The organism is Paraburkholderia sp. BGA-UO-ETr-F12 (genome assembly GCF_059567945.1).
Window position 1 is genome coordinate 126,934 of the sequence record NZ_JCAQOZ010000024.1, and the last position, 25,133, is coordinate 152,066.

Consider the following 25,133-nt stretch of genomic DNA (forward strand, 5'->3'; position numbering starts at 1 on the left):
TCTCAGGGTGGGAGGTATCGCGTGCATCCCACACCCTTGAGTCGTTGGCGGATCGGCTGGACCCGCCGTAGACTAGGCCATGGCTGCCCGCTCCGACAGGACCCGCCCTCCGCTCGCCCGCTACCAACGGAAACGTGACTTCAAGGTCACGCCCGAGCCTGCTCCTCAGGTTCCCAGCCCCTCAACGCCCGTCAAAGGTCTCTCCTTCGTTATCCAGAAGCACTGGGCACGCCGGCTTCACTACGACTTTCGTCTCGAACTCGACGGTGTCCTGCTCAGCTGGGCTGTCCCCAAGGGGCCGAGCTACGACCCCAAGGAAAAGCGGATGGCGATTCACGTGGAGGACCACCCCGTCAGTTACGCAGACTTTGAAGGCACCATCCCGCCGAAGCAATACGGCGCTGGCACCGTCATTGTCTGGGACCGCGGCACCTGGGAGCCGGTCGAAGACCCGCATGAAGCGATGACGGCCGGAAAGCTCATTTTCAGGCTCCACGGGCAAAAGCTCGCGGGGCTGTGGGAGCTGGTGCGCATCTCCAAGCCTGAAGACAGGCAGGACCAATGGATGCTCTTCAAGAAGCGTGACGAATGGGCCCAACCGCTCGCGCAATACGATGTCATCAAAGCGCTGCCCGACAGCGTCGTCGGCAAGCCGCTTGGCCTCGTCGAGGAGCGCGCGCCTCGAGCGACTGCCGGGATGTCACCCGTGACGGAACCAGAGATCGACCTGTCACTTGCTGTCAACGCCGACCTGCCCGCGAAGCTGGAGCCCCAGCTTGCCACCCTGGCGACATCCCTACCGAAAGATGACGGCTGGGTAGTGGAGACGAAGTTCGACGGCTATCGCATGATGGCGCGCATCGACAGGGGACGCGCCCGCCTGTTCACGAGAGGCGGCCACGACTGGACGAATAAGCTGAAGAGTCTTGCCTCGGAAGTCGAAACGCTGGGAATCACGGAGGCCTGGCTTGATGGGGAGCTGGTGGTACTCAAGGACGGACTCCCTGACTTCAATGCGCTCCAGAATGCCATCACCGGGCCCGGGAATGAAAACATCGTGTACTTTCTTTTCGACGTCCCTTACTGGGACGGCCAGGACCTTCGGAAGGTGCCCCTGACCTCCCGGCAAGCACTCCTCGAGCAGCTCATCGGCGAGCCCACCGAGCGGATTCGAATCAGCCAGCATTTCGACGCACCGCCGACGCAGGTGTTTCAGGCCGCGTGTGACCTGGGCCTGGAGGGCCTGATGTTCAAGCGGCGCGACGCGCCTTACGTTTCGACGCGGACTCAGACCTGGCTAAAGGCAAAATGCAGGCTCCGCCAGGAGTTCGTCATCTGTGGCTTCACCAGTCGAAGTGCGGCATCACAGGAGGTCGGAAGCCTGCTGCTGGGATACCACGTGGATGGCAGGCTCCGCTACGCTGGAAGCGTCGGCACTGGCTGGGATGCCAGGACTGCCCGGGACCTGTGGACCCGCCTGACCGCACTTGAAGTGGCGTCCGCGCCATTCGACGCCAAGGCGGTCAAACCAGGGCGGCGGACCACGCGCACTGCGGGCAACGCGCATTGGGTCCAGCCATTGCTGGTGGCAGAGGTCGAGTTCGCCGAGTGGACGCCTGACGGTCACGTGCGACACGCCTCGTTCAAGGGTTTGCGCACCGACAAGCCGGCAGGCGATATCACCCGGGAGGCCGCCAGGACGGCAGCCGCGGCGCCAGCGGCAAGTTCGGTCAAGGTAACGAACCCGGAGCGAGTCGTCGACCCGGTGGCCGGCACCACCAAACTCGATTTGGTCCGGTACTACGAAAGCGTAGCCGACTGGATGCTGCCCCATCTGAAGGACCGCCCACTCTCGATGGTGCGTGCGCCCAACGGCATCACCGAAGAACTGTTTTTTCAAAAACATCCGGAGACCAGGATGCCCGGGCTCAGGGCACACGAACCAGACCTGTGGCCAGGACACGGTGCGCTGCTGACCGTCGACACGCTGGACGCACTCGTGTCGGCCGCCCAGATGAACGTCGTTGAATTCCACGTATGGAATTCAACGGTAAAGCGCCTCGACAAGCCTGACCGGGTCATCTTCGACCTGGACCCCGGCGAAGATTTGAAGTGGCTCGAGGTGCAGGAGGCCGCACTCCTTGTCCACACGCTGCTGACCGAACTCGGGCTTAAGGCCTGGCTGAAGACCAGCGGCGGCAAGGGCCTGCACATTGTGGTGCCGCTGGCGCCGCGGCTCGACTATGCGACCGTGAAGGGTTTCTCCAAGACCTTTGTACAGCACCTGGTCCGCACCATTCCCGAGCGATTCACTGCAAAGTCGGGCTCATCAAATCGTCAGGGAAAGGTGTTTGTCGACTACCTGCGCAACGGGATGGGCCAGACGACCGTGGCCGCATTTTCTGCCCGGGCCCGGCCGGGCATGGGGGTGTCCATGCCCGTGACCTGGGAGCAACTTATGTCGCTGAAAAGTGGATCGCAGTGGACCGTGGCCACAGCGCGCGAGCACCTCAGCTTCCAGACCGAAGACCCCTGGCATGATTACTGGTTGACCCGGCAGCTGTTGACGCCAGCGATGAAAAGGCTAAGCTGAGTCGCACAAGCACGAGTGCCTGCCCCGGTTGCGGCCCCGCCCACCACCTGTTGTGTGGAGGATGTCATGCCTGGACGTTCTATCGCATCGCTGTCGCTTTCCTTCGGTCTGGTGTCCATTCCAGTCAAGCTTTACAGCGCCACCGAGAGCGAAACCGCCGTCAAGTTCAACTACATGTGCAAGGACGGCTCCCGCGCAAAACAGCAGTACATCTCGGAGAAGACCGGGCAGGTCGTGGAGCGTGCGGACTTGCAGAAGGGATATGAGTTCGAGAAGGACCGGTTTGTCGTGTTTTCGTCAGACGAACTGAAGGCGCTCGAAGAGGGCGCAAGTCACGTGGTTGAAATCGTGGCCTTCATTCCTGAGAAAACCGTCGACCCTCTTTACTACGACAAGGCCTACTTCGTGGCTCCGGACAAGCGAGGCGGAAAGCCGTACAACCTGCTCAGGGAAGCCATGCTCAAGAGCGGTCGCTGCGCGGTGGCCAGATGGGCCTCCAGGGGCAAAACGCATATGGTGCAGGTTCGTCCCACGGAAGACGGCCTGGTCTTTCAGCAGCTGCTCTTTGCCGATGAGGTGCGTTCATTGAAGGACTTGCACATCGAGCAAGCCGAGATTTCTGACCCTGAGTGCATTTCGCACGCCCGAGAGTTGCCGAACACACTTCACTTTCAATCGAAGAGACCGCAGTTCAGGTTGGTTTCGCTACCGACCATTCGGGTGAATGTCAGTTTTTCAGAAAAGCTCCCGGGCGGTTCAGAGCATTACGACACGTTCGTCTGGTCTCCGCGCCAAGAGCGGCTATCATCCAACGCGTGGTCAAATTGGACTTTGCGTCGGCTTGTCGTACGAAAAACTCCCTGCTCATAGAAGGGCACCTCTGATAGGCATTCCGAGCGTCCGTGGACGGCGCTCGGCGTGATCCGGCCACGCCGAGCCCGGGCTAATTTTTTTCTTGGCGTTGTTCACGGCATCCTTAAGCGCGATGCCAGCGGTGAGCGATCTTCGAGGCAGGAATCCTAATCGTTCGCCGTTTTCGGATCGCGCCCGGTGCATGCCATCGCGCTGCCCGAACCGAAGCTGCCGATGGCCACCTGCTGAACCGCATCGCCGTTTGCTACGGCGTGCCTAGCGAGGCTCGTCCCTTCCGTGTCAAATTTTTCTAGTGGTGAAAATAGATCGACCGCAGGCCTTCGGGTGCGGCGCTGGGCGCCGACTGCGACGAACCGCTTGTCGAAGGGCCATAGGACGCGCTTTCGCTCTGTGCGGCGGTGACAGGCGCGCTCGTCGGGGCGTTTTGCGCCAGTGCATGCTGCTCTTGCACCCGTCGTTGCGCCGCCCAAAGGTTGTCTGGATAGTGGATGCGGTCGGACGGGTTGAATCCGGCGCGTACCAGCTCTTCGAGTTCGGCGCGAACCTGCGCGCGAGTCACCGGCGCATTTGCCTGCTGAGCGAACGAGACCATCGGCGCAGCTAATACGGAAGCTGCAATAGCGCCATAGATGAGCGATTTCATGATTATCTCCTTTACTCAACTTTAGACATTCGCGCCCCTCGCCAGACCGCACGGGGTGGAAAAATTTCTTATGAAATCCTAAATAGCACTTGACATGAGGCGTGAATCGAGAGGCCGCCGCGCTGCTTGCGCGGGTTTAGCGCAAGCAGCGCGGCGGCCAATGAGGATCGTTTTCGATCCCCATGCGATTGCTCATGTCCCTGTCCAACCTCGTCCGTCTGTGCCTGTCCGAATGGATCAGCTTCCTGCTTGCCGCCGTCCCGATCCGCTCGCGCGCGACCTTCGTCGAACTGCTCTGCGGCTGCCTCGTCTCGCCAGAAGGCTGGGTCACGCGCTCCATCGTCGCCATCTCGCGCCGCAAACACTGGACCACTTATTACAAGCTGATCGAGCGCGGCAGTGTACGCACCGTGCGCCTGGCCCGCGCGCTGTTTCGCCTGGTGCTGTCGGTGCTGCCCTTCGACGTGCTGACCCTGGTCCTCGACGACACGCTGGTGCCGCGTTCCTCGGCGTCGGCGCCCGGTTGCGCGTATCGCCACGACCACAGTCGCAAGACCAACCGGCCACCGTTCCTGCTCGCGCAGTGCTGGGTTACCGTCGGGGTGAGCGTGCTCGGCCATGGCGGAGCCAACCTGGTGCTGCCGATTCTCTCCCGCCTGGTGCCGACGACCGGCAACCGCAACAAGCTCGTGATTGCGCTGGCGCTGCTGCGCGCACTGGCGGGGGTGGCCGACAAGCCGGTGCGGGTGCTGTTCGATTCCTGGTTTATGCGCGCCCGGCTGGTGTTGCCTTTGCTGCGCCGACAGATGCGGGTGATCGGTCAGGCACGCATCGACACCGCACTGTTTCTGCCACCGGTGACACCGACGACCCCCAAGCGCGGGCGCAAGCGCATCTATGGCGAGCGGCTGAGCGCCGAGGCGGTAGCGCACTTGCCGGTTACCGAGCTGTGCCTGTCGCTCTATGGTCAGGACCAGTTGCTCCGCCTGCGCTCGGTGGTAGCGTTGGCGCGCTTCCTCAAGGGCACGCCCGTGCGCGCCGTCTGGTGCCAGTTCTTCGATGCCAAGAAGCAGACCTGGACCCAACCCCGTCTGTTGCTGGCCACGGAGACCGAGCTGACGGCCGAAGCCATCGTGCGCCTGTACGCGCGCCGCTGGGGCATCGAGCCGCTGTTTCACAATCTGAAGCGCTGGTGGGGTATCAGCAACCTCTGGCAGCAGTCGCGCACCGCGCTGGAGCTGTGGATGCAGATTCGCTCGACAGCCTGGACCTTGGCCCAACTGCTGAGTCTGGCGGCCCGCGATGCCTTCCCGATGGAGGCGGTGGCACCCTGGCGCATGAAGCACCCGCTCACCGCCGGTCTGGTGGCGCAATGGCTGCGCATGGAATTTACCGGACTTGCCTTTCGCGACGGCTTCGACCGCAAGTCCCAGAAATTCGTGTTCCCGGAACAGCGCAACGACCCCCGCTTGAGGCTTTAGCCCTGCATCTGTCCGCCGCTGTTCAACTTTCATCGCCGTTTCGTCGTCAGTATTGCTTGATCGCCGCCCGCGTTGGGGCTGGTGAGGGAGCGATGCCGGTGTCTAAAGTTGAGTCTCCTTTACATTGGTTTGGATTAGTTCGCAACAAACGGTGAAGTCTGAAGCGGGTGTCTTCAATATAGTCACGCCCCATTCCGGGCAAAAGCATTGTTTGCGCCATAGATTGTTGCTCACGCGAGAATAATGTTGCTGATATTGCCCTGGGAGGGAAAGTCGCAGAGAACGACCCGCCACGCATTCATTGTTCAAATCGAGTGGCCAACACCGGAAAGCATGAGCGCCGCAGATAAGCCATTGCCGGTTGCCGACGGGTCGCGCGTGCAGTGACCGCCCGCCACCGATCACGTTGAAAGAACGCGACAAAATACTTGATACCGTACCGGACTACGGGCTTATCGTTGCTTTGCGTTTTCCGTTCCGCTCGCTTGAATGAAGGCGGGGCGACCGGGGTGTTCGACCCTCGTCCCGCCACCCTGACTCGGCGAGCGGTGCCCGACGCGTCGCGATCGGCTCGATGATGGTTGTGCGACCGATACGGCCAGCTGCCATCTGGCATCACTCAAAACCGATAACCACTCCAGGAGATCTTGCTATGAGCAAGCGACTTTTCGCCACCACCGCGCTGTCCGCGGCCATGGGACTGGCACTCACTATGCAGGGCGTGCCCGCAAGCGCCCAGGGGATGGGAGACATGTCGAAGGCGTCACCGATGATGAAGGAAACCATGCGGAAAATGGCGAAGAATCATCTCGAGAAATGTTACGGGATCAATGACGTTTCGAAAAACGACTGCGGCGGCGGTGCTCATTCCTGCTCCGGCCAGGCGACGCAGGCGCGCGACCCGAAATCGTTCGTTCTGGTGCCGGCCGGGGTGTGCAGCAAGATCGCGGGCGGGGCCCTGAAGCCGGCCTGATCGGCGATGGATGCGGCTATGAGTCTGGCCCACAACCCCTCCTGCGTGCCCGTCAGTTCGATCCCGGCTGCGGCAGGGGTCGGGCTGCGCTTTGCGCACCATCAGGCGTTCGTTGACACGCGTCCGCCGGTCGGATGGATCGAAGTCCACACCGAGAACTACATGGGCGGCGGCACACCGCTGCGCTATCTGGATGCGTTGCGCTGCGACTATCCGGTGTCGCTGCACGGCGTCGGCCTGTCGCTCGGCAGCGCGGACGGACTGGATGCCGCCCATCTCGACCGGCTTGCGCGCGCCGTCGAGCGGCTTGAGCCGCAGCTTATTTCGGAGCATCTGTCCTGGAGCGTCGTCGGGCAAACGTACCTCGCAGACCTGTTGCCGCTGCCGATGACCGAGGAAGCGCTCGACATCGTCTGCCGTCACGTCGACCAGACCCAGGCGCGGCTGAAACGGCAAATCCTCATCGAGAATCCGTCGACCTACCTGCAATTCGGACATTCGACGATTCCAGAATGGGCGTTCCTGTCGAGCGTCGCAGCGCGTACCGGCTGCGGGATCCTGTGCGACGTCAATAACATCTACGTGAGCGCGCAGAATCACGGCTGGGATGCGCGGACTTATCTCAATGCCCTTCCACCCTCGCTGATCGGTGAGATCCATCTGGCGGGCCATTCGCAGACAACGCTCGACTCGGGCGTGACGCTGCGGATCGACGATCACGGTTCACGTGTCGATCCCGCCGTCTGGGAGTTGTATGCGTACGCGCTGGCATGCTTCGGCCCTGTCCCGACGCTGATCGAATGGGACACCAACATCCCTTCGCTGGACGTGTTGCTCGAGGAGGCTGCTTACGCCGCGCACTGCCTCGCACGCTTGACGCACAGGAACGACCATGCCGTCCTTGCGTGAGCTACAGGCCGCGATGCGGCGCGGCATCGTCGAGCGCGACGACGAAGGTGCCATCGCGCACATTGTCGCCGATGGGATCGCCGCGGAGGACCGGCTGTCGGTCTACCGGAACACCTTCGCGCAAACCCTGATCCAGGCGCTGCGGCTGACCTACCCCGCGGTCGACCACCTGGTCGGCGCCGAATTCTTCGACGCCACCGCGCGCGTGTTCGTCGTGCAGCACCCGCCTCACAGTAGCTACCTCGACGAGTTCGGTGGCGATTTCGCCGCCTTTGTCGAACGGTTTGCGCCGGCCGCATCGGTGCCTTATCTGCCAGACGTCGCGCGGCTCGAATGGCTGGTTTGTCGCGCCATTCACGCGCCCGACGCGGCGCCGCTGACGATTGCATCGCTGGGTTCGGTCCACGCCGCGGACTACGCACGGATCTGCTTTGTGCCTCACCCGTCCGTCAGCGTCATTCGAACCGGGTATCCCGCGGACACGATCTGGCGCGCGGTACTCAATGACGACGACGCAGCGCTTGCCGCGATGGACTTGTCGAGCGGTCCAGCTTGCCTAGTGGTTCAGAGGGGGGCATCGGGCGGCGTTGAGGTTGACCGCGTCGACGAGACGGTCTGGCGCTTTGCCGGTGCGCTTTGCTCGCGATGCCCGCTGGGGTCTGCTCTTGACGATCATCCAGGCATCGACGCCACGGCTGTATTGGCAGGTCTCCTGGCACGAGGGTGCTTTACCGGGTTCAGTGTGGCTTCGCGCACCGGTGTGCGTCGGCAGTCACTGAGGTCTTCATGAGTGAAATGGCTGGCTGCGGCGAGCGGAAGCTATTCGTCCCCCTGGTCGTGCACTTCTTGCGCCGACTCAGTCGCATGCCTCGCGCGTTCCTCTCGATGGCGTCGGGGTGGGCGAACGCAGCGATTAGGCATTACCCTGTTCGCCGACGCCTACCGGCGCCCCGCTCAACCGCCGGAAGATCCAGACTCTGCGGCGGTAACGATCGAACCAGCGGTGCCTATGTCGCGGGTTCCTGGTCTGCCGACCCATGCAACGGACACGGGTCGGTTCGGTACGTCCCCTCAACACTGACCCGGTCGCTCGCACATTGCTATCCGGTTTTTCCTCCGGTACGCGGTGGGTCAAATTTCAGGAGTAGATCATGAATCTGTTACCCCTCGAGCAAATCGCCGCCGCCCAGAACGCTCACCTCGAGATCCTGTTCGGCTTGACCAATAAGGCCTTCGACGGCCTCCAGAAACTGCTCGAACTGAATCTGCAGGTAATCCAATCGGCGCTGGCGGAAACGCAGCAAAACACCCAGAAAGTGCTGGCCGTCAAGGATCCGCAGGAACTGCTCGCGCTGCAGGCCAGCCTGATGCAGCCAGCGGCCGAGAAGCTCCTTTCGTACAGCCGTCGTCTGTTTGACATTGCGTCGGCCGCACAAGCGGAATTCAAGAAGGTCACCGAGGCGCAATACGAAGCGCAGAGTCGCAGGGTCCAAACGCTCGTCGATAACCTTGCAAAGAATGCTCCAACGGGTTCCGAAGCCGTGGCCGCTGCGTGGAAGTCGGCGCTCGGCGCTACCAATGCCTCGAATGAAACGATACGCAAGGCCACCGTGGGCGCGGTCGAAGTCAGCGAAAGCAACTTCAATGTCGCGGCTACTGCTGCGTCCGAGGCCACTCAGCGCGCTATAGAACAAGCCTCGCGCGCCACGAAGAAGTAGCGACGAATCGTTTGCTGCCTCTGAAGCGCATTCGGGATGCAAGATCGGACTGTGTGTCTGCCAATGTGAGGGTGGCTTCAGTATTCGGTTTTTTGCGCATGATAGCTGGACTGCACAACTCATTAAATAAGTTTAGCAACGTCGGCCCTTGACATCAGTTCGGCGAGCTTACGCCAACGCGAAACCCTTGTGCAGCGAGATTTTGCCGACCGCTAGCTTACGCGTCCATCCGAATCTTGACGGTACCCCCGTACAGTTCGGATGGCGTCATGCGTGTGGCAAGCTCCTGTGACGTTTGTCTCCAAAGTCGCCATGAACCAGCTTACCGCCATGCGTGTGTTCGCGAAAGCCGCCGAGTCGCTGAACTTTGCGGCCGCGGCCAAGCAACTCGGCGTATCGAGTGCGGTCGTCACACGTGGCATCGCCATGCTGGAAACACACCTCAACATACGCTTGTTCAACCGGACGACCAGGCACGTGTCGCTGACCGACGCGGGCCACGCATACTGGCAAGGATGCACGGAGTTGCTCAAGCAACTCGACATCCTGGAAGCGAATATCTCGTCCGCGACGCGGAAGTCGGTCGGCTCGTTGAAGATCGCCGCACCCGAGTCCTTTGCCGCAACCGACCTCAGCGATTTGCTGGCGGCTTACCATGCGGCCGAACCGCGCGTGAGCTTCGAAGTGACGGTCTTCGAAAGCGCGCAGGATCTCGTTGCCAACAGCTATGACGTGTGTTTTAGCGTGAAACGCCGGCTGCGCGATTCGTCGCTCGTGTGCCGATCGTTAGGGCAGCTTCGCGACGTGATCGTAGCGTCACCGGCGTACCTTGCGCGGCGCAATTCGCCGAGTATCCCGCAGGATCTGTCAGACCACGACGTTCTACTCGCGTCGGATACACTGAGCCGCCACTGGGAATTCTGCGACGCTCACGGCTCGCATCGGGTCGCCCTGCATCCGATCTTCATTTCGTCCAATCTGCTTGCGGTGAAGCGAGCCGTGCAGGCGGGCCTTGGCATCGCGCGCCTGCCCAGGTTGCTCATCCAGCCGGAACTTCATGCCGGCACACTCAAGCCGCTGCTGAACGACTTCGACGTCGAAGGCGACGAACGCACCGTGTGGATGCTTTATGCGGGGCGTCGCTACATGACGCAATGCGTGCGCAGTTTCGTCGATTTCGCCGTTGCCCGTTATCGGCAACCGGAGATGTCGTAACACCAATCGGAGTCTTCGCGAAAGATTCGAGTGGGTTGAACGCAACGCCTTTTCTTCAATACTGAATTGCAGCGGAGCCGCATTTCTGCCGCCCTAAAGTGTGCTGGCCCGCGCGCGCTTCGCGTCGATCCGGCGGTTCGAGGACGCAAACATGCGCGGCGCGGTGCGGATATTCCAACACACACACACACACACACACGGGACCGGTAGATATGAAAAATATGAAAAGATTGCTTGTCTCAGGCGCCTCGCTGGGTGCGGTCGTTTTTCCGCTGTACGCACTGGCGCAAAGCAGCGTGACGCTGTATGGGGTCATCGACGAAGGCTTGAACTACACGAACAACGTCGGCGGTCACAGCAACGTGGAGTTGCAAAGCGGCTTCGCACAGGGAAGCCGCTGGGGTTTGAAGGGTAGAGAAGACCTTGGCGGCGGGATCAAGGCGATCTTTCAACTGGAAAACGGCTTCGACGTCAATTCGGGTTCGTTGAACCAGGCCCATCGGATGTTCGGGCGGCAAGCCTATGTCGGCCTGAGTTCGGCCACGCTCGGCACGGTGACGCTCGGGCGGCAATACGACTCCGTTCTCGACTATCTCGCGCCGCTCACCGCCAACGGTAACTGGGCGGGATACCTGTTATCGCATCCGTTCGACAACGACAACACCGACAACTCGTTCCGCCTGAACAATTCGGTCAAGTACACGAGCAATACATACAACGGATTCACCTTCGGTGGCCTTTACGGATTCAGCAATCAGGCAGGCGGCTTCGCGAACAACCGCTCGTATAGCCTGGGCGCGCAGTACATCGGCGGTCCGGTTGCGATCGCCGCGGCGTACATGCAGATCAACAACCCGGGCGGAAACAATACCGGCTCACTTGCCACAGACGATACCGGCTTCTTCGCAGGCCGCGAACGGGTGTGGGGTGCAGGCATCAACTACACGATCGGGCAAGCGACGACGGTCGGCTTCGTCTACTCGCACACCGACCTGACGGACGCGACCGGATCGGTCTACGTCGGCAATTTTGCCAATGAGGCGAGTTCGCTGAAGTTCGATAACTTCGAACTGAACGTCAAATACCAGATCACGCCAAACATCTTCGTCGGCGCGATGTACAACTACACGCTCGGTCGCTTCAACAGCGCGGCGGGCAACTCGAAGCCCAAGTGGAATCAGGTCGGCCTGATGGGCGACTACAAGCTGTCAAACCGGACCGACGTCTACGTGCAAGGGATGTATCAGCACGTGTCGGGCGGCGTGGCGAGCGCAGCACCGCTCAATACTGCCATCATCACAGGTGCGGACACACCCTCGTCGACTGCGAATCAGTTCCTTGCCCGGCTCGCCATTCGACATTCGTTTTAATCGAGCGTCGACCGCGTCGTTAAGCGGACAACATCGCGCGTGCGCCGATAGCGGCGCACGCAGCAATGACGCGCGCATCCTCGACGCCCTGTTCCCATTTTCGCCAAAGACCCGATGGCAAATGCCAGCGATGCGAAGGCAAGATAGCAGTTGCTGGCAAGCTTGTCGTAGCGAGTGTAGACGCGACGAAAATGAGGTGTGCTCAGGAATAGTGCCGTTTCCGTTTTCGTCTGATGCTAGTGGGGCACGTGCGCCTGTCATCCGAGCCCACCGCAGGCCACTTGCAATCCCCTATTGAATTCGCTCGAACGCCTTGAGGACGGAATACCCCTTGGTTGTGATGCGGGGAGCCTGGGACCCGGACGCCAGATCTACCAGGCTGACAAGCTGGTGTTCAAGGAGCGCGTCGAGATCGGCGTAATCCAGTTCAGTCGGATGCGGGGCGTCCTTGACCAGCATCAGAGTTGCGAATTCGTGAGGGCTCAGCATCTGCGTCTCCTGGGCTATAGGTGTTACGTTCGCTGGTAACGTGAGTTGCAACCGTCGCGCCGGTTGAGCGTGGCCCGCGCGACGGGCGCCACGACTTTGCATGCGAGATCTTTGCCGACAGGCGTGCTCCGAACGCCTGGGTACAGTCATCTCAAGTGAGTAGCCGATGTACTGCAGGACATCGGCTACTCACAAAGTACCGTAGATCCGGACTGGGGTACGGAGTCAAGAGAAAACGTCACATCACGGCCTCCGCGAAATGCGTTGATGAGGGAACGACTTCTTCCGACGTCGCTTCGTTAGCTAGCGCGGAAAGAACCTGTCGCGACTGCTCCAGCCTCCGGCTCCGCCGCAGTCAACTTTACAACAGCGAGCGCGCAGACGCTTCGGCGCGGTCGCGAACGCTACGACGCGACGCATCCGAACTGATCCCGCCGACGAGCAGCGTGGCGGACCGCGCCGCTCTCGTGGACTAGCGCCGCGCGTGGCGAGGATCGCTTTGCACATCCGTGAAGCCAAGCGGTAGGGCGGCGAACCACGTGCCAACGTTCTCTAACAGAATGCCCGTCCGTTCGATCTGTTCCGCCAGCATGTGGCCGTCGTATGGGTTGCCGGCTATCGACCGGGCGCCCACGATCAGCTCGCGTTTGTCGGTGATCGCCAAGCTGACCTTGACGCCGAACTCGTAGGGCTGGCGTGTCTTGCACTTTGCCGGTACCCTCGACTTCCGGTGCGTGCAGTGCTACAGCTTGTTCTTATGTTTGGGACGTTGACGGCAGATGGCCCACGCTTTCTCGAGCCAGACGAGCAGCTGTGCCTGTCGTTCATCCGACGCGCTGTGCAGCTTGCGCTCAATGTCGCGCAGCACCCGCCCCAGTACCGTTCGCTGGCGCTTGAGCGCGCCGCGTTGTCACGGATCGGCGTAAAGGCGCCGGGGATGATCGCCGTAATGGCGCCAGTTGGAAGGGGTGTCAAACGCGGATTCGAACGGCCTCAAGAATGCGGTTTTTTACTGGATTTTGCAACGGCGTTTTCGCCGTTTTCAAGCATCGGTTTGGGCTTGCGGAAGCTCTCGCCCTCGATGACGATGCGGTAGGCGCCGTGGCGTAGCCGGTCGAGTGTCGCGGCGCCGAGAACCCGGTTGTCGGGGAAGGCGTCGCCCCATTCGCTGAGATCGAGATTGGATGTCAGGATGGTAGCCGCCCGCTCATACCTTGCCGCCACCAGATCGTGGAAGTCTTCGTCGTGTGGCGCACGCAGGGGTTTGAGCGCGAAGTCGTCAACGATCAGCAGCGGCACGCGAACGAACTGCTGGAACTTGCGTTCGTAGAGGCCCGTGGCGCGGGCCGCATGCAGCTTTTTGATCAGATCGGTTTGCGTGACGAACAACACGTCGCGCCCCTGACGCGCAGCACAGTGGCCCAGCGCCTGCGCAATGTGGGACTTGCCGACGCCGGTTTGACCGACCATCAGGATGGCCACCTTCTCGTCGATGTAACGACCGGTGGCGAGATCGTGGATGTGCGCGCGGTTGAGCTTCGGCAGCCGGTCGAAGTCGAAGGTCTCCAGTGTTTTGCCTAGCCCGAAGCCCGCGCGCACGAGACGCGCGCCGAGCTTCTTCTGGTCGCGCCGCGCGACTTCATCATGCAGGAGCATGGCGAGGAATTCGGTGTAGGCGAGCTGTCCGTCGATCGCCTGACGGTTGCGCTGCTCGAGCGAGTCGAGCACGCCCGACAGGCGCAGCTGCTTGAGGATCGCACTCAGTTCGGGACTGGGATTCATGATGTTCAATGCAGGAGAAGGGAGTGGAGGTCACGACCGAAGCGGCCGCCGTTCAGATAGGTGTCAGCAGGCGCTGTTGACGTTTGCGCCGCTGCTGCGACGGCGGGCTGGCTGTCCAGTCCCTTGTCGAGGATGGTCTTGACGGTGCGGTACTTCGGGCTCGCGAATGCAAGCGCACGCTCGCATGCGGCGTCCAGTCGTTGATCGCCGAACTTCTCGCGCATGCGGACGACGCCCTGCGCGCCACGCAGGTTCACCAGCACGGTGTCGTTGAACATCGCGAGAACCAGCGCGTGACAGGAAGGCCCGATCTCCTTCGCGCGAGCCAGGCACCACTGTGGATCGTGTTCGAGCCACGCCTGCGCCGCCGGCGGCTGGTGGTCACGCACCGTATGGCGATCGCCGGGCTTGCGCAGTCGCGGATGGGTTGCAATGAGTTCGTGCTGGTGGAACAGCTGTACGATCGTATCGGTGGATTTGAGCCACAGGCTCTTGCCAACCAGCGTGAACGGCACGGAGTACAGCGCTTTCTTGTAGACGATGTGTCCGTCGGTATGCACCTTGACTTCGCTCCATACAGCCAGCACCGGCGCAACGTCTGGCAGCGTCGTGAGCAGCGGCTTCTCGATGGCAAAGCGCGCCAGCGGCTGCTCGCGTGTCGTGCCATGTTCGCGCATGCTGGCCTGCTGCATGATCCATTCGCGCAACTGCCGGTTGGCATCGGTCAGGTCGCGGAACGTGCGCAGCGGCACAAAGGATTTCTTAACATACTTGACGCCCGACTCAACGATTCCCTTCTTCTGCGGGTCGTGCGGCGGACATGCGTCGATCCGGAAGCCGTATCCCTCCGCGAGCGCGGCGTACGAGCGTTGGACCTCCGGGCTGTACGTGCAGGCTCTGGTGATCGCGCACTTCGCGTTGTCGATGATGATGCGACCCGGGCAGCCACCGAGCCACTCGAAGGCGCGACGGTGGCAGGCCAGCCATGTCTCGACGGCCTGGTCGAGCACGAGCTCGACATACTGGTGCCGGGACCAGCAGAGGGTCATGACGAAGAACCACGTCTTGATCTGTGCACCCGATTCATGTGCCAGTACCGGCCCGGCGCCGAAGTCGACCTGTGCGGCCTCCGCTGGCGCAAACTCGAGGACCGTTGTGGCCGGTACGCCGCGTTCGGCCCTCAGGCCCAGCAGGATACGGCGCACCGCCGAGTAGCTGCCGGTGTAGCCATGATTGCGTTTGAGCGCGTGGTGGATCGTCGTACCCTGAACACCGGCGTCATGCCAGTCACGGATCTGTTCACGAAACGGTTCGAGCGTGGACACGCATGTGCTCGGCAAGTGTGGAGTGCGACCGAACACGCCGGCGATCACGGTATCGTCAGGCAACGGCTGCCCGGAATTCAGCCAGCCGCGTTCGCCGGCCATACGACGAACAGCGGTCAACTTCTTGCGACCCATCAGGCCGCTACGCGCGATGTCGCGATCGGAATCGCCTTGCCGCATGCGGACAAGGACTTGACGGTACTCAAACAATTCGAACCTCCGGTTGGTCATGGACACTCCGTTCAGAAAGAACGGAGCGTACCCATCTGGAAAGTTCGAATCGCGTTCAACACCCGGGGCCGGTGGCGCCTATACGCCGATCATCGACTGGCGCCATAACGCCGATCCTGCGCTGGCGCCTATGCGCCGATCATCCGGTGGCGCCAATACGCCGATCCCGGAATGGCTCCATAACGCCGGTCAGTGACACGCGTAGACGATTGAATTGTTTCGCATGCGCATAGCCGCCAGCGCGGCGTCGCAATTGACGGCCTTCGCGAGCATAGGTCTGTCTGAGTGTGCGCCCGGCTCGTTGCGCCAGTTGCACAAGCTTGGCACGCGCTATCTCGAGCAGGCGGCTGTCGCTCGGGTAAGCAATGGCTTTCTCCTGCACCGTTGTATCAACAATCACGCGTTACCCGATCGTCCGACGTCTGCCTACGAACGCCTGGTGATGAGTAAAGCGCAGCCCGAGCCCGGCCGCGGGCGGGATCGGGTCGGGACCAGTGCAAACAGGGACGTGAGCGATGCTCATGTGGATACCGTCAAGCACGACATCGTGACAGCTCCAAGCTCGAATCATCTTTCAGGTTTAGCGAGTTCCGGTCCGACCTGTCTTGTCATCACACTCGTTGCCAACGCAACCTTTGACGTCACCCTGCAAAGTTTAAATGTTCTGTTTCTGCTCTGACCATCAGGCCAGCCTGGTACTCACGTGCTCCTTCTGATACGGCTTGCCATGTGCAAGGATTGCCCAGATCGTCCGAGCCATCTTGTTCGCCAGTGCCACGGTGATCACGTTCGGCGGTCTTCGTTTTTTCATCTGCTCGACCCACGGACCTGGCTCCTTCGCGTGGAAGAGCACACTGCGTGCACCGTGGATCAGCAAGGTACGTACATACGTGTCGCCACGCTTGGAGATGCCCAACAACTGAATCTTTCCGCCCGTGCCCGTTTGTCCGGGAACGAGACCGAGCCAGGCCGCGAACTCGCGTCCGGATTTGAACGCTTTCGGATCGCCCATAGTCGAAACCACTGCGGTCGCAGTGAGCAAACCCACCCCGGGTATCGCCGCGATCGCATGACACGCTTTGTCTTCTTTCATCCACGTCTGCAAGCGTCGTTCGATGTCGGCGATCTGCTTATCGAGGCGCTCGAGGTCATTCCACATCTCACGCAACGACTCGATCAGCATCGCCGGCAGACGCTCGGCAAGTCTCGCAAGTACCGCGGGAATCGCTTTGTCGAGCGCTGCCCGGCTCTTGCTCATCACTTCGCCGTATTCAGTGAGCAGCCCGCGCAGACCGTTCATCTGTGCGGTCCGGAACTTGACTTTCTGTTGCCGCATCCGGTGCAGCGCTAACACTGCCTGCTGCGCCTCGGTCTTCACCGCGACCGCTTTACTTGGCATCTGGGCAGCCATCCAGATCGCGCGTGCATCTGCCGGATCATTCTTATTGCCAATCACGAAGGCTTTGACGAACTTCGCCGGCATCAGTTTTACCTGGTGACCCATCTCAATTAACCGCCGTGCCCAATGCTGAGCTCCGCCGCACGCCTCCATCCCTATCAGGCAAGGAGCCCGGTTCGCGAAGTGCTCAAGAAACAGCGCCCGTTTGAGCTGCCGGCTGACGATCTCCCCCGTGTCAGCATCTACCCAGTGAAGCTGGAACACCGTCTTCGCGATGTCGACCCCGACCGTCGTATACTTCATCTCGGACCCTCCGGTTAGCCTGTGAAGACCTTCATGATCTTCCAATTTGGGCACTTTTGATGCCGTCGGCCCGTGAGGGTCCACTTTTTCAGCTCCTAACGTCCGATAGGTGGGGGCGTTCATTCCATTTGTCGCTGCCCACACATGGCCGGGTCAATCGTCGATCAGGCCGGGGTCATCTCCCCACCCGCAATCTTGCCGCACACCCCTGCCGGCAGCAGCACGAACGATTTGGTGTCGCGTGCCTAGGTGGCCTGTCCGGCGCAGGAATGGGCGCCTTCGGCACAGTCGTTCTTCGCGACCGCATTGATTCCGTAGCATTTTTCGAGGTGATTCTTCTGCATTCTCGCCATGTTTTCTTTCACGATCGGCGGCGCATTAGACATGTCTTTCATTTCCTGTGCGCTGGCCGACACACCCTGCATTGCGAGCGCCAGCCCCATTGCTGCGGACAGCGTGGTGGCGGCGAAAAGTCGATGGTCCCTAGCCAAACCTCGTGACGTTGACGACCTCGATGCGTGACCGATACCCAAGACTTGTCGGAGGCGGAAAAAGGTTACCGGGCGATCAAGGACGGCACATCGCCTGCCACGCGGCGAACCCGATCAGCGAAGACTGCGCGCTATGCGCACCGGCACCAGATAGCGCTGGCAAAGCGTGAGGATAGCCGTGAACAGCAGCACGCTGCCGAATTGCCAGACGATTACCATCAACGCCGCATCTTCCATATGGAAGAGCCGCAGTCCCACATTGGCGAGCGCTGCGGCCGCGAGGCTCCCCCACAACACGGCATAGGGAGTGTACAAACGCGAGCCACGCCGGACCGCGAGCACGATCGCCAGTGCCGGAACTGCGCCGGTCATGGCGATGGCCGGCAGGCACATGAGGTCGGAATGAAACTCCATTCCGCTCAACCCCAGACGCACCCATTCGTCCCAGCACTGACGACCCAAGGTCGCCATCCAGAGGGCCAGTGGGGCCACAGGTGCCCACAGCTTCCAGCGTCGCTCGCCCGGAACGCAACTGACGAGCGCGGCCCAGCCAGCCAATAACGCCGTGACCAGCAATGCCAGTTCCTGAGTCAGGAAGACAGGATCAGCGAGCTTTGCATCGATATCGGGGCGTACGCCCATCGCTACGACCAGGAGGGCCGTGACCGGGAGCGATACGGCGAGCCAACCGATCAGACGCCAGACTGGGGGCAACAGGCGTCGGACCGGCTTCAGGTCCGCGGCGAGCGCGTCGATGAGTTCCTCGGTATTCATGTCACTTGGTCCCGGCCAGCATGGCGCGCAGGGTCTTCAGCGCTCGATGAGTTGCCACCTATAACGCCGCAATGCTCATCCCGGTCGTCGCCGAGGCCTCCTTCAGCGACATTTCCTTCTGCTTCAGAAGTTCGATCGCCTGTCGCCGGCCCGGTGGCAGCGCGGCGATGGCCTTTTTCAGCGTTGCCCCGTCCACCGGGGTCTCCCGTTACGATTAACTGCGTGCCTCTGATAATTTCCAATCTTATTTTTACGTTTTGGTCAGCTATTCCCTAACAACTTCTTCAGCGGCCTCGCGGTGCCCCCGGTAGTGACGCCTACCGCAACACCCGCCTGTGCCATTTTTCGGGCGATTTCGGCACCGATGCCCGAACTCATGCCGGTAACGAGCGCCGTCTGCCCCTCCAACGGTTTCGTTTGATCCTGCATTAGGTTACTCCCTGATTAGCAAGCGTTACAGCATGTAGCTGATGTCGGAGGCGCCAGTCGGATAAGCAAAAATCGTCGCCTTGAGTTCTTCGGCCGTGACTCCCTGACGAATTGCCAGCGCGAAAACGTTGATGACCTCGTCGACACCGGGCCCCACGAGATGGGCGCCGAGAATTTTGTCGCTGCCTTCTTCTACCAGAACCTTAAAGCCGTATACCGTTTCCGCAACATGCTGCGCCGTATACCAGCCATCGGCTTCCTGATGCTGCATGCGGAATTTCAGTCCGCGCTTGCGCGCGGCCTCTTCGGTCAAACCGACTGACGCCAGCGGTGGGAGCGTAAAAGCGACGCTGGGCACACCTTCATAGTTCGGCTTGCGCCGATTGCCGTGGAGCATGTTTTCGGCGGCGACTTTGGCATCGTGACTGGCAACCGGCGTGAGCGGCGGCCCTTTTTGGGCAAAATCGCCGGCTGCATAAACTGCCGGGTTAGATACGCTCTGAAGGTAATCATTTAGCTTGATCCGGCCATCCTCCGTGTCCACACCGGCCACATCAAGTTTCAGCGGGGCGAGATCCGGAACGCGGCCCGCCGCCTGAACCACGAGATCGGCCGACAAGAGTTCATTTTTACCGCCCGAGGATACCGCGACTCTGAACTCGTCGCCGCTACGCTCGATACGCTCGATCTTCATGTTGAAACGGAGGTCGACGCCGATCTGATCGAATTTTTTCATCAGCCAGCCAACGACTTCGGCGTCAAAGGGTGGCAAAAGCCGGTCGCGCCGCTGCACAATAGTGACTTTCGCCCCGGAGCGAGCCGCGGTATGGGCGAATTCAGCCGCAATGTAGCCTCCGCCGATCAGGACGATGCGTTTCGGCAGGCTATCCAACTCAAGGAACTCCGTGCTTGTGATGGCGTATTCCTCGCCGGGGATGCCGAGCGCTCTGGGTACCGCGCCAGCGGCGAGCAACACAAAACGCGCCTCGAGAATTTCGTCGCCTATTTTGATCGAGCGCGGCCCACAGAATTCACCACGACCATGGTAGAAATCGATGCCGTTTTTTGCAAAACTCTTCTCCTTCATCGGCGGTACCGGATCCGTGAAAGTACGCTTGAACGCAATGAGTTCCTGCCACGCGATGGACGGTGTGCCGCCCTCAACGCCTTTATCACGCATCCGATTGGCGTGATCGACCGCGTCCACCGCGCCGACGAGCACTTTTTTTGGGTCACACCCTCGTAGCGCGCAGGTGCCACCAAATGGCAGGTAATCCATCACCGCCACACTCCAACTTGCGTGGCGACACCGCGACGCGGCCACCGATGCGGCAGTTCCCGTTCCGACGATTACGAGATCGTAGTTCTTAGTCATAGAAGCTCCTTCGCCGTCTCGGCGTGTCAAGGATGGGTGGAGGATGAAGCAAGTTTAGCGGCCGGAATTCCGGCGGTGGCTCGGCGTGTACGTTGCGCCTGCGTGCCGTGCAGGGCCTCGACGCCGCCGCGCTCATACAGCGCAAGATTTATGGCGGAGTTGATCAATCCGAGATGGGTAAAGCCCTGGGGAAAGTTGCCAAGGAACGCGTCAGTCTGCGGATCAATCTCCTCTGAATAAAGGCCGACATCATTGCTTTTCTCGATAAGCCGCTCGAACAAGGCTCGCGCTTCGTCAGCCTGGTCTGTAAAAAGCAGCGCATCGACCAACCAGAAACTGCACATCAGGAAGGCGCCTTCGGAACCGGACACGCCATCGTTCGGGATGTACCGGCGCACGTAATCGCCAAAGCCCAGTTCTGTACGCACGGCTGCGACCGTGCGAACAAGAATTTCGTGGTCCAGCGGCGTGCCGAGCGTTGGAGCCAGCAGCAGCGCCGCGTCCATGACATCGAAGCCGAAGGCTTGTACTAAGAACTGCTTGTTTGAATCCATGCCATGTTCAAGTATTGCCGCGAATACGGCATCCCGTGCCGCGCGCCAGCGCGAATGATCTCCGCCCAACTGGATCGCCCGGTCCAGCGCGACCCACGACATCAACTTACTGTGAACGTGGTGACGCGGCTCAGAGCGCATTTCCCATAACCCCTGATCCCGATCCTGCCAATGGTCCGCAACGTGGTCGGCAATGCGAGTCACGAGCTCCTGCTGGGTGCTATCGGGTTCGCCCCGTAATTCGCGCATGACGGCGAGCCACTCAAGTACTTCACCATAGATATCAGCTTGTTGTTGCGCATGAGCTGCATTGCCAACCCGCACCGGGCGGCTCTGACCATAGCCGTCAAGATGATCAAGTGTGTACTCGGTCAAATCCGTCGCCCCGTCGATGCCGAACATGATCTGCAGCGCAGGTAATGTCGCGACACAACATGACCGCTGAAAATCGCAGAAGCGGGCTGCATCCGCGCTGTACCCCAACGCAGCCAGCGCATTGAGCATCAGGCTCGAGTCGCGTAGCCAGCTGAAACGATAGTCCCAATTGCGCTCCCCGCCGATTTCCTCGGGCAGGGAGGTGGTGGGTGCGGCCACAATCGCCCCAGTCGGCGCGTAAGTCAGAAGCTTGATAACCAATGCGCTACGGTAGACCTCATCGTTATGGGGGCCGTTATAGCAACATTGGCTCACCCAGTTTTCCCAGAAGGATCGTGTGTTCGAAAGGAGCTGATCGACATGGCTCACCGAACAATCAGCGGGCGGCTCGGTGGCCACGATAAACGCGTAACGTTGCCCGGCGGTCAATGTTATTAGATTGTCAACATCGCTACCGGACAACCCGCAGTCGCTGTAGAGCGCCGCTTCGCGAACACTGCTGCCGTTCTGCGCGGCAGGGGCAAAGCCACGGGCATTCGACTCAAATCTGATACGTAAGACGAGTTCTCCCGCCGTTGCTTCGACGATGCGAATAAGCCAACCTGGCGCAGCGGGAATCTTCGTATCGTGGAGCGATGAATCTGCCTTACTGCTGATGGGCATAAAATCCGTTAACGTTGCGCAGCCCTGTTCCGTAGTGAACGTCGTGCGCAACACGTTGGTGCGGGGCAGGTACTCACGCGTGGCATAGGTCTTCTCTTCGGGTCGAATTTGAAACAGCCCACCTTGAGAGGCATCAAGAATGCGCCAGCAAATCGGTGCTTGATCGAACCGTCCTAACGCGCACCAGTCGACGCTGCCATCGAGACTGACAAGCGCCGCGCCGTGACAATCACCGATCAGCGCGTAGTCTCGGATCGGTACGTAAGGCCCGGTTCTGCGTTCTTCAAGAATGAGTTTTGGTGTCGACACCTTTTCTCCTGAGATGACCGTGACGCAATAACGAGGCCTGACGTTGCTATCAGTACGCCCAATGATCGGGAGATAAGAAGGGTGGCGCTGTTTGCTTCCGGCAACGTATAAGGGACGTCTATTGATGCGCGTTCCGCTCCTTTACAGTCCACTTATCCTCGCCAGTGGTGGAGTGAAAGTGACGATTTTGAAAGTATTCGGCCAGCTTTCGCAAAAGATACATCGCAAACGACCGATCACGGCTGAGCACGTTACGAGCTCTAGCCGGCGCCACGTGGACAACCTTAGGGGCGGAACGCGCAGGCCTACTAATGCTATGGTCGTGCAAACGCTATGACTTGATTGACCATAAGTGCGGAGTCAGGTACGGGGTCAAGCGAGACATAAAAAGCTAGGTCTAACCCCTTAAGAAGAGAGCCGAACTGCGATCGTAATGGCGCCGGAGCGCTGACCGTATTCTTCGCATGCCGATTCGTTAGTCGCACCAAGGCTCTAAACCTTAAATCCGGTGTTATGCTACATCTTTGAAAAGCGCCCTTCCTTTTTCAGAAAAGGTGGTTCTTAAACCAGCATGCGGAAGACATTGGATTCTGCCGCGGGGAAAGCAGACGTGAATCGCTCCATATCGTCCACTTAATCCGAGCAGCATCGCCAGCGCGAAAATGTTGATCGTATGCTCCGCGTTCGGACCGAGGATGGGTGCGCCAAGGATCCGTTCGGTACCCTCATCGATCAACCCCTTGTAGGCCGCCGTATCCTCCTGGACATGACGAACAACCTTCTAATCCGCCATGGCCCGGTGGTTCAGTCTGAAGTGAAGGCCCTTGCTCCCCCGCTTCATCCTCGGTGAGCCCGACGAGGTGGCGCGCAAACGTCCTCTGCGCCGGCTGGGGTCAACGGCGGAAAGACACGTCAACAGGTCTATCTGGAGCTCATTGAAGCTCAGCGACAAGGCGTGTTTCTCATCAACCACAATACCGCCTACCCCCCAGTACAGAAACGCTTCGGCGCAATCGCGAACGTTACGACGCGACGCACCGCAACTGATACGACGGGCAAGCAGAATAACCGTCGGCGCGACGCGTGTTGACGAGCGCACTGTGTGTCGGGTACCGCTCTGCACGTCCATGACGCGAAGCGACGAACGGCGAGCCGGATGCCAAGTATCGGCTTGACGGCCAGACGTATGCGTATTGGGCCTGGCGAGGTTGGCGATGCAACTCGGAGAAGCAGACCGTTTCAGCAGGTCTTGGCCGAAGGGGCCACCAAGGCTAATTCGGTGACAGTGCTGTCAGGAGAATCCACTGCGCTGTCACCGGTGTTCGGCTGATTGAAATAGTCGAGCGTCTGGCGGTACGCTGTTTCCATCAGTTCGGCGGTATGACTGAAGTCCAGCAGATCGATCATATGTGGAAAGCGCGGGCGTACCTGATGGATGTGCACCCGTGTGCCGCAGCTTTCGAGCTCCACCGCAAACTTGCGATCCAGTGCGATGGAAAAGCTGCGTGCGAGGATGCGCAGCGCCCCCTGAAATGGCCGCGACGTAAATTCACAGCACGCGCACGACACCATCAGGATGGTGCGCGCCCCCAGTTCGATCGCCCGGTCCAGCGGTACATTGTTCGCGATGCTGCCATCCACGAATTGATGACCGTCGATCTCTGCCGGCGGGAATAAACCCGGTAGCGTCATGCTTGCGATAACCGGTTCGATCAGATCGCCACTCCCGCTCCAGTAGACGGCGGTCCCCAGTTGAAGATCGGTACCCACGACGTGCAACGGGATCTGCAGATCCTCGAACCGAGTCGCCGGAAGTACGTTGCGCAACAGCTGGCGCAGCGGATCAAACGTGAAGCAACCCGGGTAATGCCGAGGGGTAAGGAGCCCTTGCCAGTTAAAGGAAACGCCGTTGCGCAGCCGGAACGCGCACCATAGGTCGGCGATCTGTGCATGAGGCATGCCGGCGGCAATGCAGGCCCCGTTGAGCGCGCCAATCGAACTGCCGAGGACGAGGTCGGCCACTATCCCCAGCTCTCGGATGGCCCGGTAAAAGCCCACTTCCATCGCCCCGCCGCTCCCGCCGCCGCATAGAACCAGTGCTATGGGAGCTTTCATGTCGGTCGCAACGCTCATGGCTTTGCTCCCCCGATGCTAGCCAGGTTCCGGCCGCGTCTGTTCCAGCAAGCGTTTCTGGAATGAGAAGGTGGCGTTGCCTATCGCCGCAGCTTCGGGCAACGTGAACTGTGCGACACCCGGAGGAACCGCGCAATGTCGACAGACGAACGCGATGCTCGTGCACAGACTGTCGCCCCATGGGCGGCTTTCGGTGTGGGGACGCCACATCACGCGAATCCCCTGCGGATTGCCGCCATCCACGTGCCCATTGGCTGCGACCGCGCAGTCGAGATGGCAACGGCACAACGCGCATCGGGACATGATGCGCGATGCGTGCCGCACCAGGCGTGGAATCGCCAGTGCGTCGATCGCGCACATGGCATGCACGCTGCTTTCCGCGAACTGTACGCGGATGCCTGTTTCGCGGGCGCTAAACGGGTAACACCCGATGCCATGCGCGTCGATCACCACCGCATCGATGTCAAGCAACGCCTGAAGCAGCGTTGGCGAGACATCCGGCATCGCATCGGGCCTGCCCTCATGCACCCAATGGTCCAGCAAGCGGAGATACGCGGCCTGGACCGCGGGATCCGTGCTTTCGATGCGTGCCTGCAATGGAAAGCTGTCCCGTAGTTTTTGCAACGCACCCAGCACCAAGGCCGTGCGCTCGCGACGGGTTTCGCTCAGAGGCGCCATAGTTTGTCCATACCGAGCGGGATCCGATCACAAGGGCTCGGAGTCACC

21 protein-coding genes and 5 pseudogenes are annotated in these 25,133 nt (G+C 60.6%); 9 read left to right on the plus strand and 17 right to left on the minus strand.

Annotation, left to right across the window (positions count from 1 at the left end):
- Positions 1 to 79: 79 nt before the first annotated feature.
- Together ligD and ku are read left to right on the plus strand one after the other, a co-directional pair.
- Positions 80 to 2,593 (plus strand): DNA ligase D, encoded by a 2,514-nt coding sequence (gene ligD / locus AC57B6_RS09685; protein WP_496421117.1) that lies wholly within the window; start codon positions 80 to 82, stop codon positions 2,591 to 2,593.
- A gap of 66 nt (positions 2,594 to 2,659) precedes the next feature.
- Positions 2,660 to 3,463, plus strand: a complete 804-nt coding sequence (ku, locus tag AC57B6_RS09690; RefSeq protein ID WP_496421118.1) for a non-homologous end joining protein Ku — start codon at positions 2,660 to 2,662, stop codon at positions 3,461 to 3,463.
- Between the two features lie 292 nt (positions 3,464 to 3,755).
- On the opposite strand, the gene AC57B6_RS09695 is transcribed toward ku, so the two are convergent.
- Complete coding sequence (locus tag AC57B6_RS09695; RefSeq protein ID WP_496421119.1) at positions 3,756 to 4,109, minus strand: DUF4148 domain-containing protein; 354 nt, start codon at positions 4,107 to 4,109, stop codon at positions 3,756 to 3,758.
- Between the two features lie 194 nt (positions 4,110 to 4,303).
- On the opposite strand from AC57B6_RS09695, the gene AC57B6_RS09700 reads away from it, so the two are divergent.
- The 7 genes from AC57B6_RS09700 (at position 4,304) to AC57B6_RS09730 (ending at position 11,775) form a co-directional block, all read left to right on the plus strand.
- Positions 4,304 to 5,590: an IS701 family transposase gene (locus AC57B6_RS09700; protein WP_496421120.1), complete on the plus strand. Its 1,287-nt coding sequence runs from the start codon at positions 4,304 to 4,306 to the stop codon at positions 5,588 to 5,590.
- A gap of 652 nt (positions 5,591 to 6,242) precedes the next feature.
- A complete protein-coding gene (gene bufA1 / locus AC57B6_RS09705; protein WP_496421121.1) occupies positions 6,243 to 6,563 on the plus strand; it encodes a BufA1 family periplasmic bufferin-type metallophore in 321 nt (106 codons plus the stop codon).
- 18 nt (positions 6,564 to 6,581) lie between these two features.
- Positions 6,582 to 7,472 (plus strand): MNIO family bufferin maturase, encoded by an 891-nt coding sequence (gene bufB, locus AC57B6_RS09710; RefSeq protein WP_496421122.1) that lies wholly within the window; start codon positions 6,582 to 6,584, stop codon positions 7,470 to 7,472.
- Positions 7,456 to 8,262, plus strand: coding sequence for an HvfC/BufC N-terminal domain-containing protein (locus AC57B6_RS09715; protein ID WP_496421123.1), 807 nt, complete (start codon positions 7,456 to 7,458; stop codon positions 8,260 to 8,262). The genes bufB and AC57B6_RS09715 overlap by 17 nt, the downstream gene beginning before the upstream one ends.
- Before the next feature lie 361 nt (positions 8,263 to 8,623).
- Entirely contained in the window at positions 8,624 to 9,190 is a 567-nt protein-coding gene (locus AC57B6_RS09720) for a phasin family protein (RefSeq protein WP_496421124.1), read from the plus strand.
- 312 nt (positions 9,191 to 9,502) lie between these two features.
- A complete protein-coding gene (locus AC57B6_RS09725) occupies positions 9,503 to 10,405 on the plus strand; it encodes a LysR family transcriptional regulator (protein ID WP_496421125.1) in 903 nt (300 codons plus the stop codon).
- A gap of 221 nt (positions 10,406 to 10,626) precedes the next feature.
- A complete protein-coding gene (locus AC57B6_RS09730) occupies positions 10,627 to 11,775 on the plus strand; it encodes a porin (protein ID WP_496421126.1) in 1,149 nt (382 codons plus the stop codon).
- Between the two features lie 89 nt (positions 11,776 to 11,864).
- On the opposite strand, the pseudogene AC57B6_RS09735 reads toward AC57B6_RS09730, so the two are convergent.
- From AC57B6_RS09735 to merB, 16 genes and pseudogenes are all read right to left on the minus strand, one after another.
- Positions 11,865 to 11,969 (minus strand): annotated as a pseudogene (locus tag AC57B6_RS09735) (IS5/IS1182 family transposase); the annotation flags it as partial.
- Between the two features lie 97 nt (positions 11,970 to 12,066).
- Complete coding sequence (locus AC57B6_RS09740; protein ID WP_496421127.1) at positions 12,067 to 12,264, minus strand: hypothetical protein; 198 nt, start codon at positions 12,262 to 12,264, stop codon at positions 12,067 to 12,069.
- Positions 12,265 to 12,820: 556 nt separating this feature from the next.
- Positions 12,821 to 13,030, minus strand: a pseudogene (locus tag AC57B6_RS09745) (IS5/IS1182 family transposase); the annotation flags it as partial.
- Positions 13,031 to 13,257: 227 nt separating this feature from the next.
- A complete protein-coding gene (gene istB / locus AC57B6_RS09750) occupies positions 13,258 to 14,046 on the minus strand; it encodes an IS21-like element helper ATPase IstB (RefSeq protein WP_496421296.1) in 789 nt (262 codons plus the stop codon).
- 5 nt (positions 14,047 to 14,051) lie between these two features.
- Positions 14,052 to 15,581, minus strand: a complete 1,530-nt coding sequence (gene istA / locus AC57B6_RS09755) for an IS21 family transposase (RefSeq protein WP_496421297.1) — start codon at positions 15,579 to 15,581, stop codon at positions 14,052 to 14,054.
- Positions 15,582 to 15,801: 220 nt separating this feature from the next.
- Positions 15,802 to 16,005: pseudogene (locus AC57B6_RS09760) on the minus strand (IS5/IS1182 family transposase); the annotation flags it as partial.
- 279 nt (positions 16,006 to 16,284) lie between these two features.
- A complete protein-coding gene (locus tag AC57B6_RS09765; protein WP_496416442.1) occupies positions 16,285 to 17,304 on the minus strand; it encodes an IS110 family RNA-guided transposase in 1,020 nt (339 codons plus the stop codon).
- A 164-nt stretch (positions 17,305 to 17,468) separates the two neighbouring features.
- A pseudogene (locus AC57B6_RS09770) lies at positions 17,469 to 17,747 on the minus strand (BufA1 family periplasmic bufferin-type metallophore).
- A gap of 162 nt (positions 17,748 to 17,909) precedes the next feature.
- Positions 17,910 to 18,569, minus strand: a complete 660-nt coding sequence (locus tag AC57B6_RS09775) for an NrsF family protein (RefSeq protein WP_496421128.1) — start codon at positions 18,567 to 18,569, stop codon at positions 17,910 to 17,912.
- A 58-nt stretch (positions 18,570 to 18,627) separates the two neighbouring features.
- Complete coding sequence (locus AC57B6_RS09780) at positions 18,628 to 18,765, minus strand: sigma factor-like helix-turn-helix DNA-binding protein (protein ID WP_496421129.1); 138 nt, start codon at positions 18,763 to 18,765, stop codon at positions 18,628 to 18,630.
- A 65-nt stretch (positions 18,766 to 18,830) separates the two neighbouring features.
- Positions 18,831 to 18,998, minus strand: coding sequence for an SDR family NAD(P)-dependent oxidoreductase (locus tag AC57B6_RS09785; RefSeq protein WP_496421130.1), 168 nt, complete (start codon positions 18,996 to 18,998; stop codon positions 18,831 to 18,833).
- 25 nt (positions 18,999 to 19,023) lie between these two features.
- Entirely contained in the window at positions 19,024 to 20,373 is a 1,350-nt protein-coding gene (locus AC57B6_RS09790; RefSeq protein WP_496421131.1) for a dihydrolipoyl dehydrogenase family protein, read from the minus strand.
- A 26-nt stretch (positions 20,374 to 20,399) separates the two neighbouring features.
- Positions 20,400 to 22,274: a glycoside hydrolase family 15 protein gene (locus AC57B6_RS09795; protein ID WP_496421132.1), complete on the minus strand. Its 1,875-nt coding sequence runs from the start codon at positions 22,272 to 22,274 to the stop codon at positions 20,400 to 20,402.
- Positions 22,275 to 22,785: 511 nt separating this feature from the next.
- Positions 22,786 to 23,016 (minus strand): annotated as a pseudogene (locus AC57B6_RS09800) (hypothetical protein); the annotation flags it as partial.
- Between the two features lie 497 nt (positions 23,017 to 23,513).
- Complete coding sequence (locus tag AC57B6_RS09805) at positions 23,514 to 24,407, minus strand: patatin-like phospholipase family protein (RefSeq protein WP_496421133.1); 894 nt, start codon at positions 24,405 to 24,407, stop codon at positions 23,514 to 23,516.
- 18 nt (positions 24,408 to 24,425) lie between these two features.
- Positions 24,426 to 25,085 (minus strand): organomercurial lyase, encoded by a 660-nt coding sequence (gene merB / locus AC57B6_RS09810; RefSeq protein WP_496421134.1) that lies wholly within the window; start codon positions 25,083 to 25,085, stop codon positions 24,426 to 24,428.
- Positions 25,086 to 25,133 lie beyond the last annotated feature (48 nt).

Excerpts from the sequence above, each read along its gene's own strand:
- AC57B6_RS09730 (WP_496421126.1), top strand. The coding sequence starts at position 10,627 with ATGAAAAGATTGCTTGTCTCAGGCGCCTCGCTGGGTGCGGTCGTTTTT.
- AC57B6_RS09775 (WP_496421128.1), bottom strand. The coding sequence starts at position 18,569 with ATGAATACCGAGGAACTCATCGACGCGCTCGCCGCGGACCTGAAGCCG.
- AC57B6_RS09700 (WP_496421120.1), top strand. The coding sequence starts at position 4,304 with ATGTCCCTGTCCAACCTCGTCCGTCTGTGCCTGTCCGAATGGATCAGC.
- bufA1 (WP_496421121.1), top strand. The coding sequence starts at position 6,243 with ATGAGCAAGCGACTTTTCGCCACCACCGCGCTGTCCGCGGCCATGGGA.
- AC57B6_RS09785 (WP_496421130.1), bottom strand. The coding sequence starts at position 18,998 with ATGCAGGATCAAACGAAACCGTTGGAGGGGCAGACGGCGCTCGTTACC.
- bufB (WP_496421122.1), top strand. The coding sequence starts at position 6,582 with ATGAGTCTGGCCCACAACCCCTCCTGCGTGCCCGTCAGTTCGATCCCG.
- AC57B6_RS09740 (WP_496421127.1), bottom strand. The coding sequence starts at position 12,264 with ATGCTGAGCCCTCACGAATTCGCAACTCTGATGCTGGTCAAGGACGCC.
- AC57B6_RS09765 (WP_496416442.1), bottom strand. The coding sequence starts at position 17,304 with ATGAAGTATACGACGGTCGGGGTCGACATCGCGAAGACGGTGTTCCAG.
- AC57B6_RS09805 (WP_496421133.1), bottom strand. The coding sequence starts at position 24,407 with ATGAGCGTTGCGACCGACATGAAAGCTCCCATAGCACTGGTTCTATGC.
- AC57B6_RS09720 (WP_496421124.1), top strand. The coding sequence starts at position 8,624 with ATGAATCTGTTACCCCTCGAGCAAATCGCCGCCGCCCAGAACGCTCAC.
- ku (WP_496421118.1), top strand. The coding sequence starts at position 2,660 with ATGCCTGGACGTTCTATCGCATCGCTGTCGCTTTCCTTCGGTCTGGTG.
- istB (WP_496421296.1), bottom strand. The coding sequence starts at position 14,046 with ATGAATCCCAGTCCCGAACTGAGTGCGATCCTCAAGCAGCTGCGCCTG.
- AC57B6_RS09790 (WP_496421131.1), bottom strand. The coding sequence starts at position 20,373 with ATGACTAAGAACTACGATCTCGTAATCGTCGGAACGGGAACTGCCGCA.
- AC57B6_RS09715 (WP_496421123.1), top strand. The coding sequence starts at position 7,456 with ATGCCGTCCTTGCGTGAGCTACAGGCCGCGATGCGGCGCGGCATCGTC.
- AC57B6_RS09725 (WP_496421125.1), top strand. The coding sequence starts at position 9,503 with ATGAACCAGCTTACCGCCATGCGTGTGTTCGCGAAAGCCGCCGAGTCG.
- ligD (WP_496421117.1), top strand. The coding sequence starts at position 80 with ATGGCTGCCCGCTCCGACAGGACCCGCCCTCCGCTCGCCCGCTACCAA.
- merB (WP_496421134.1), bottom strand. The coding sequence starts at position 25,085 with ATGGCGCCTCTGAGCGAAACCCGTCGCGAGCGCACGGCCTTGGTGCTG.
- AC57B6_RS09695 (WP_496421119.1), bottom strand. The coding sequence starts at position 4,109 with ATGAAATCGCTCATCTATGGCGCTATTGCAGCTTCCGTATTAGCTGCG.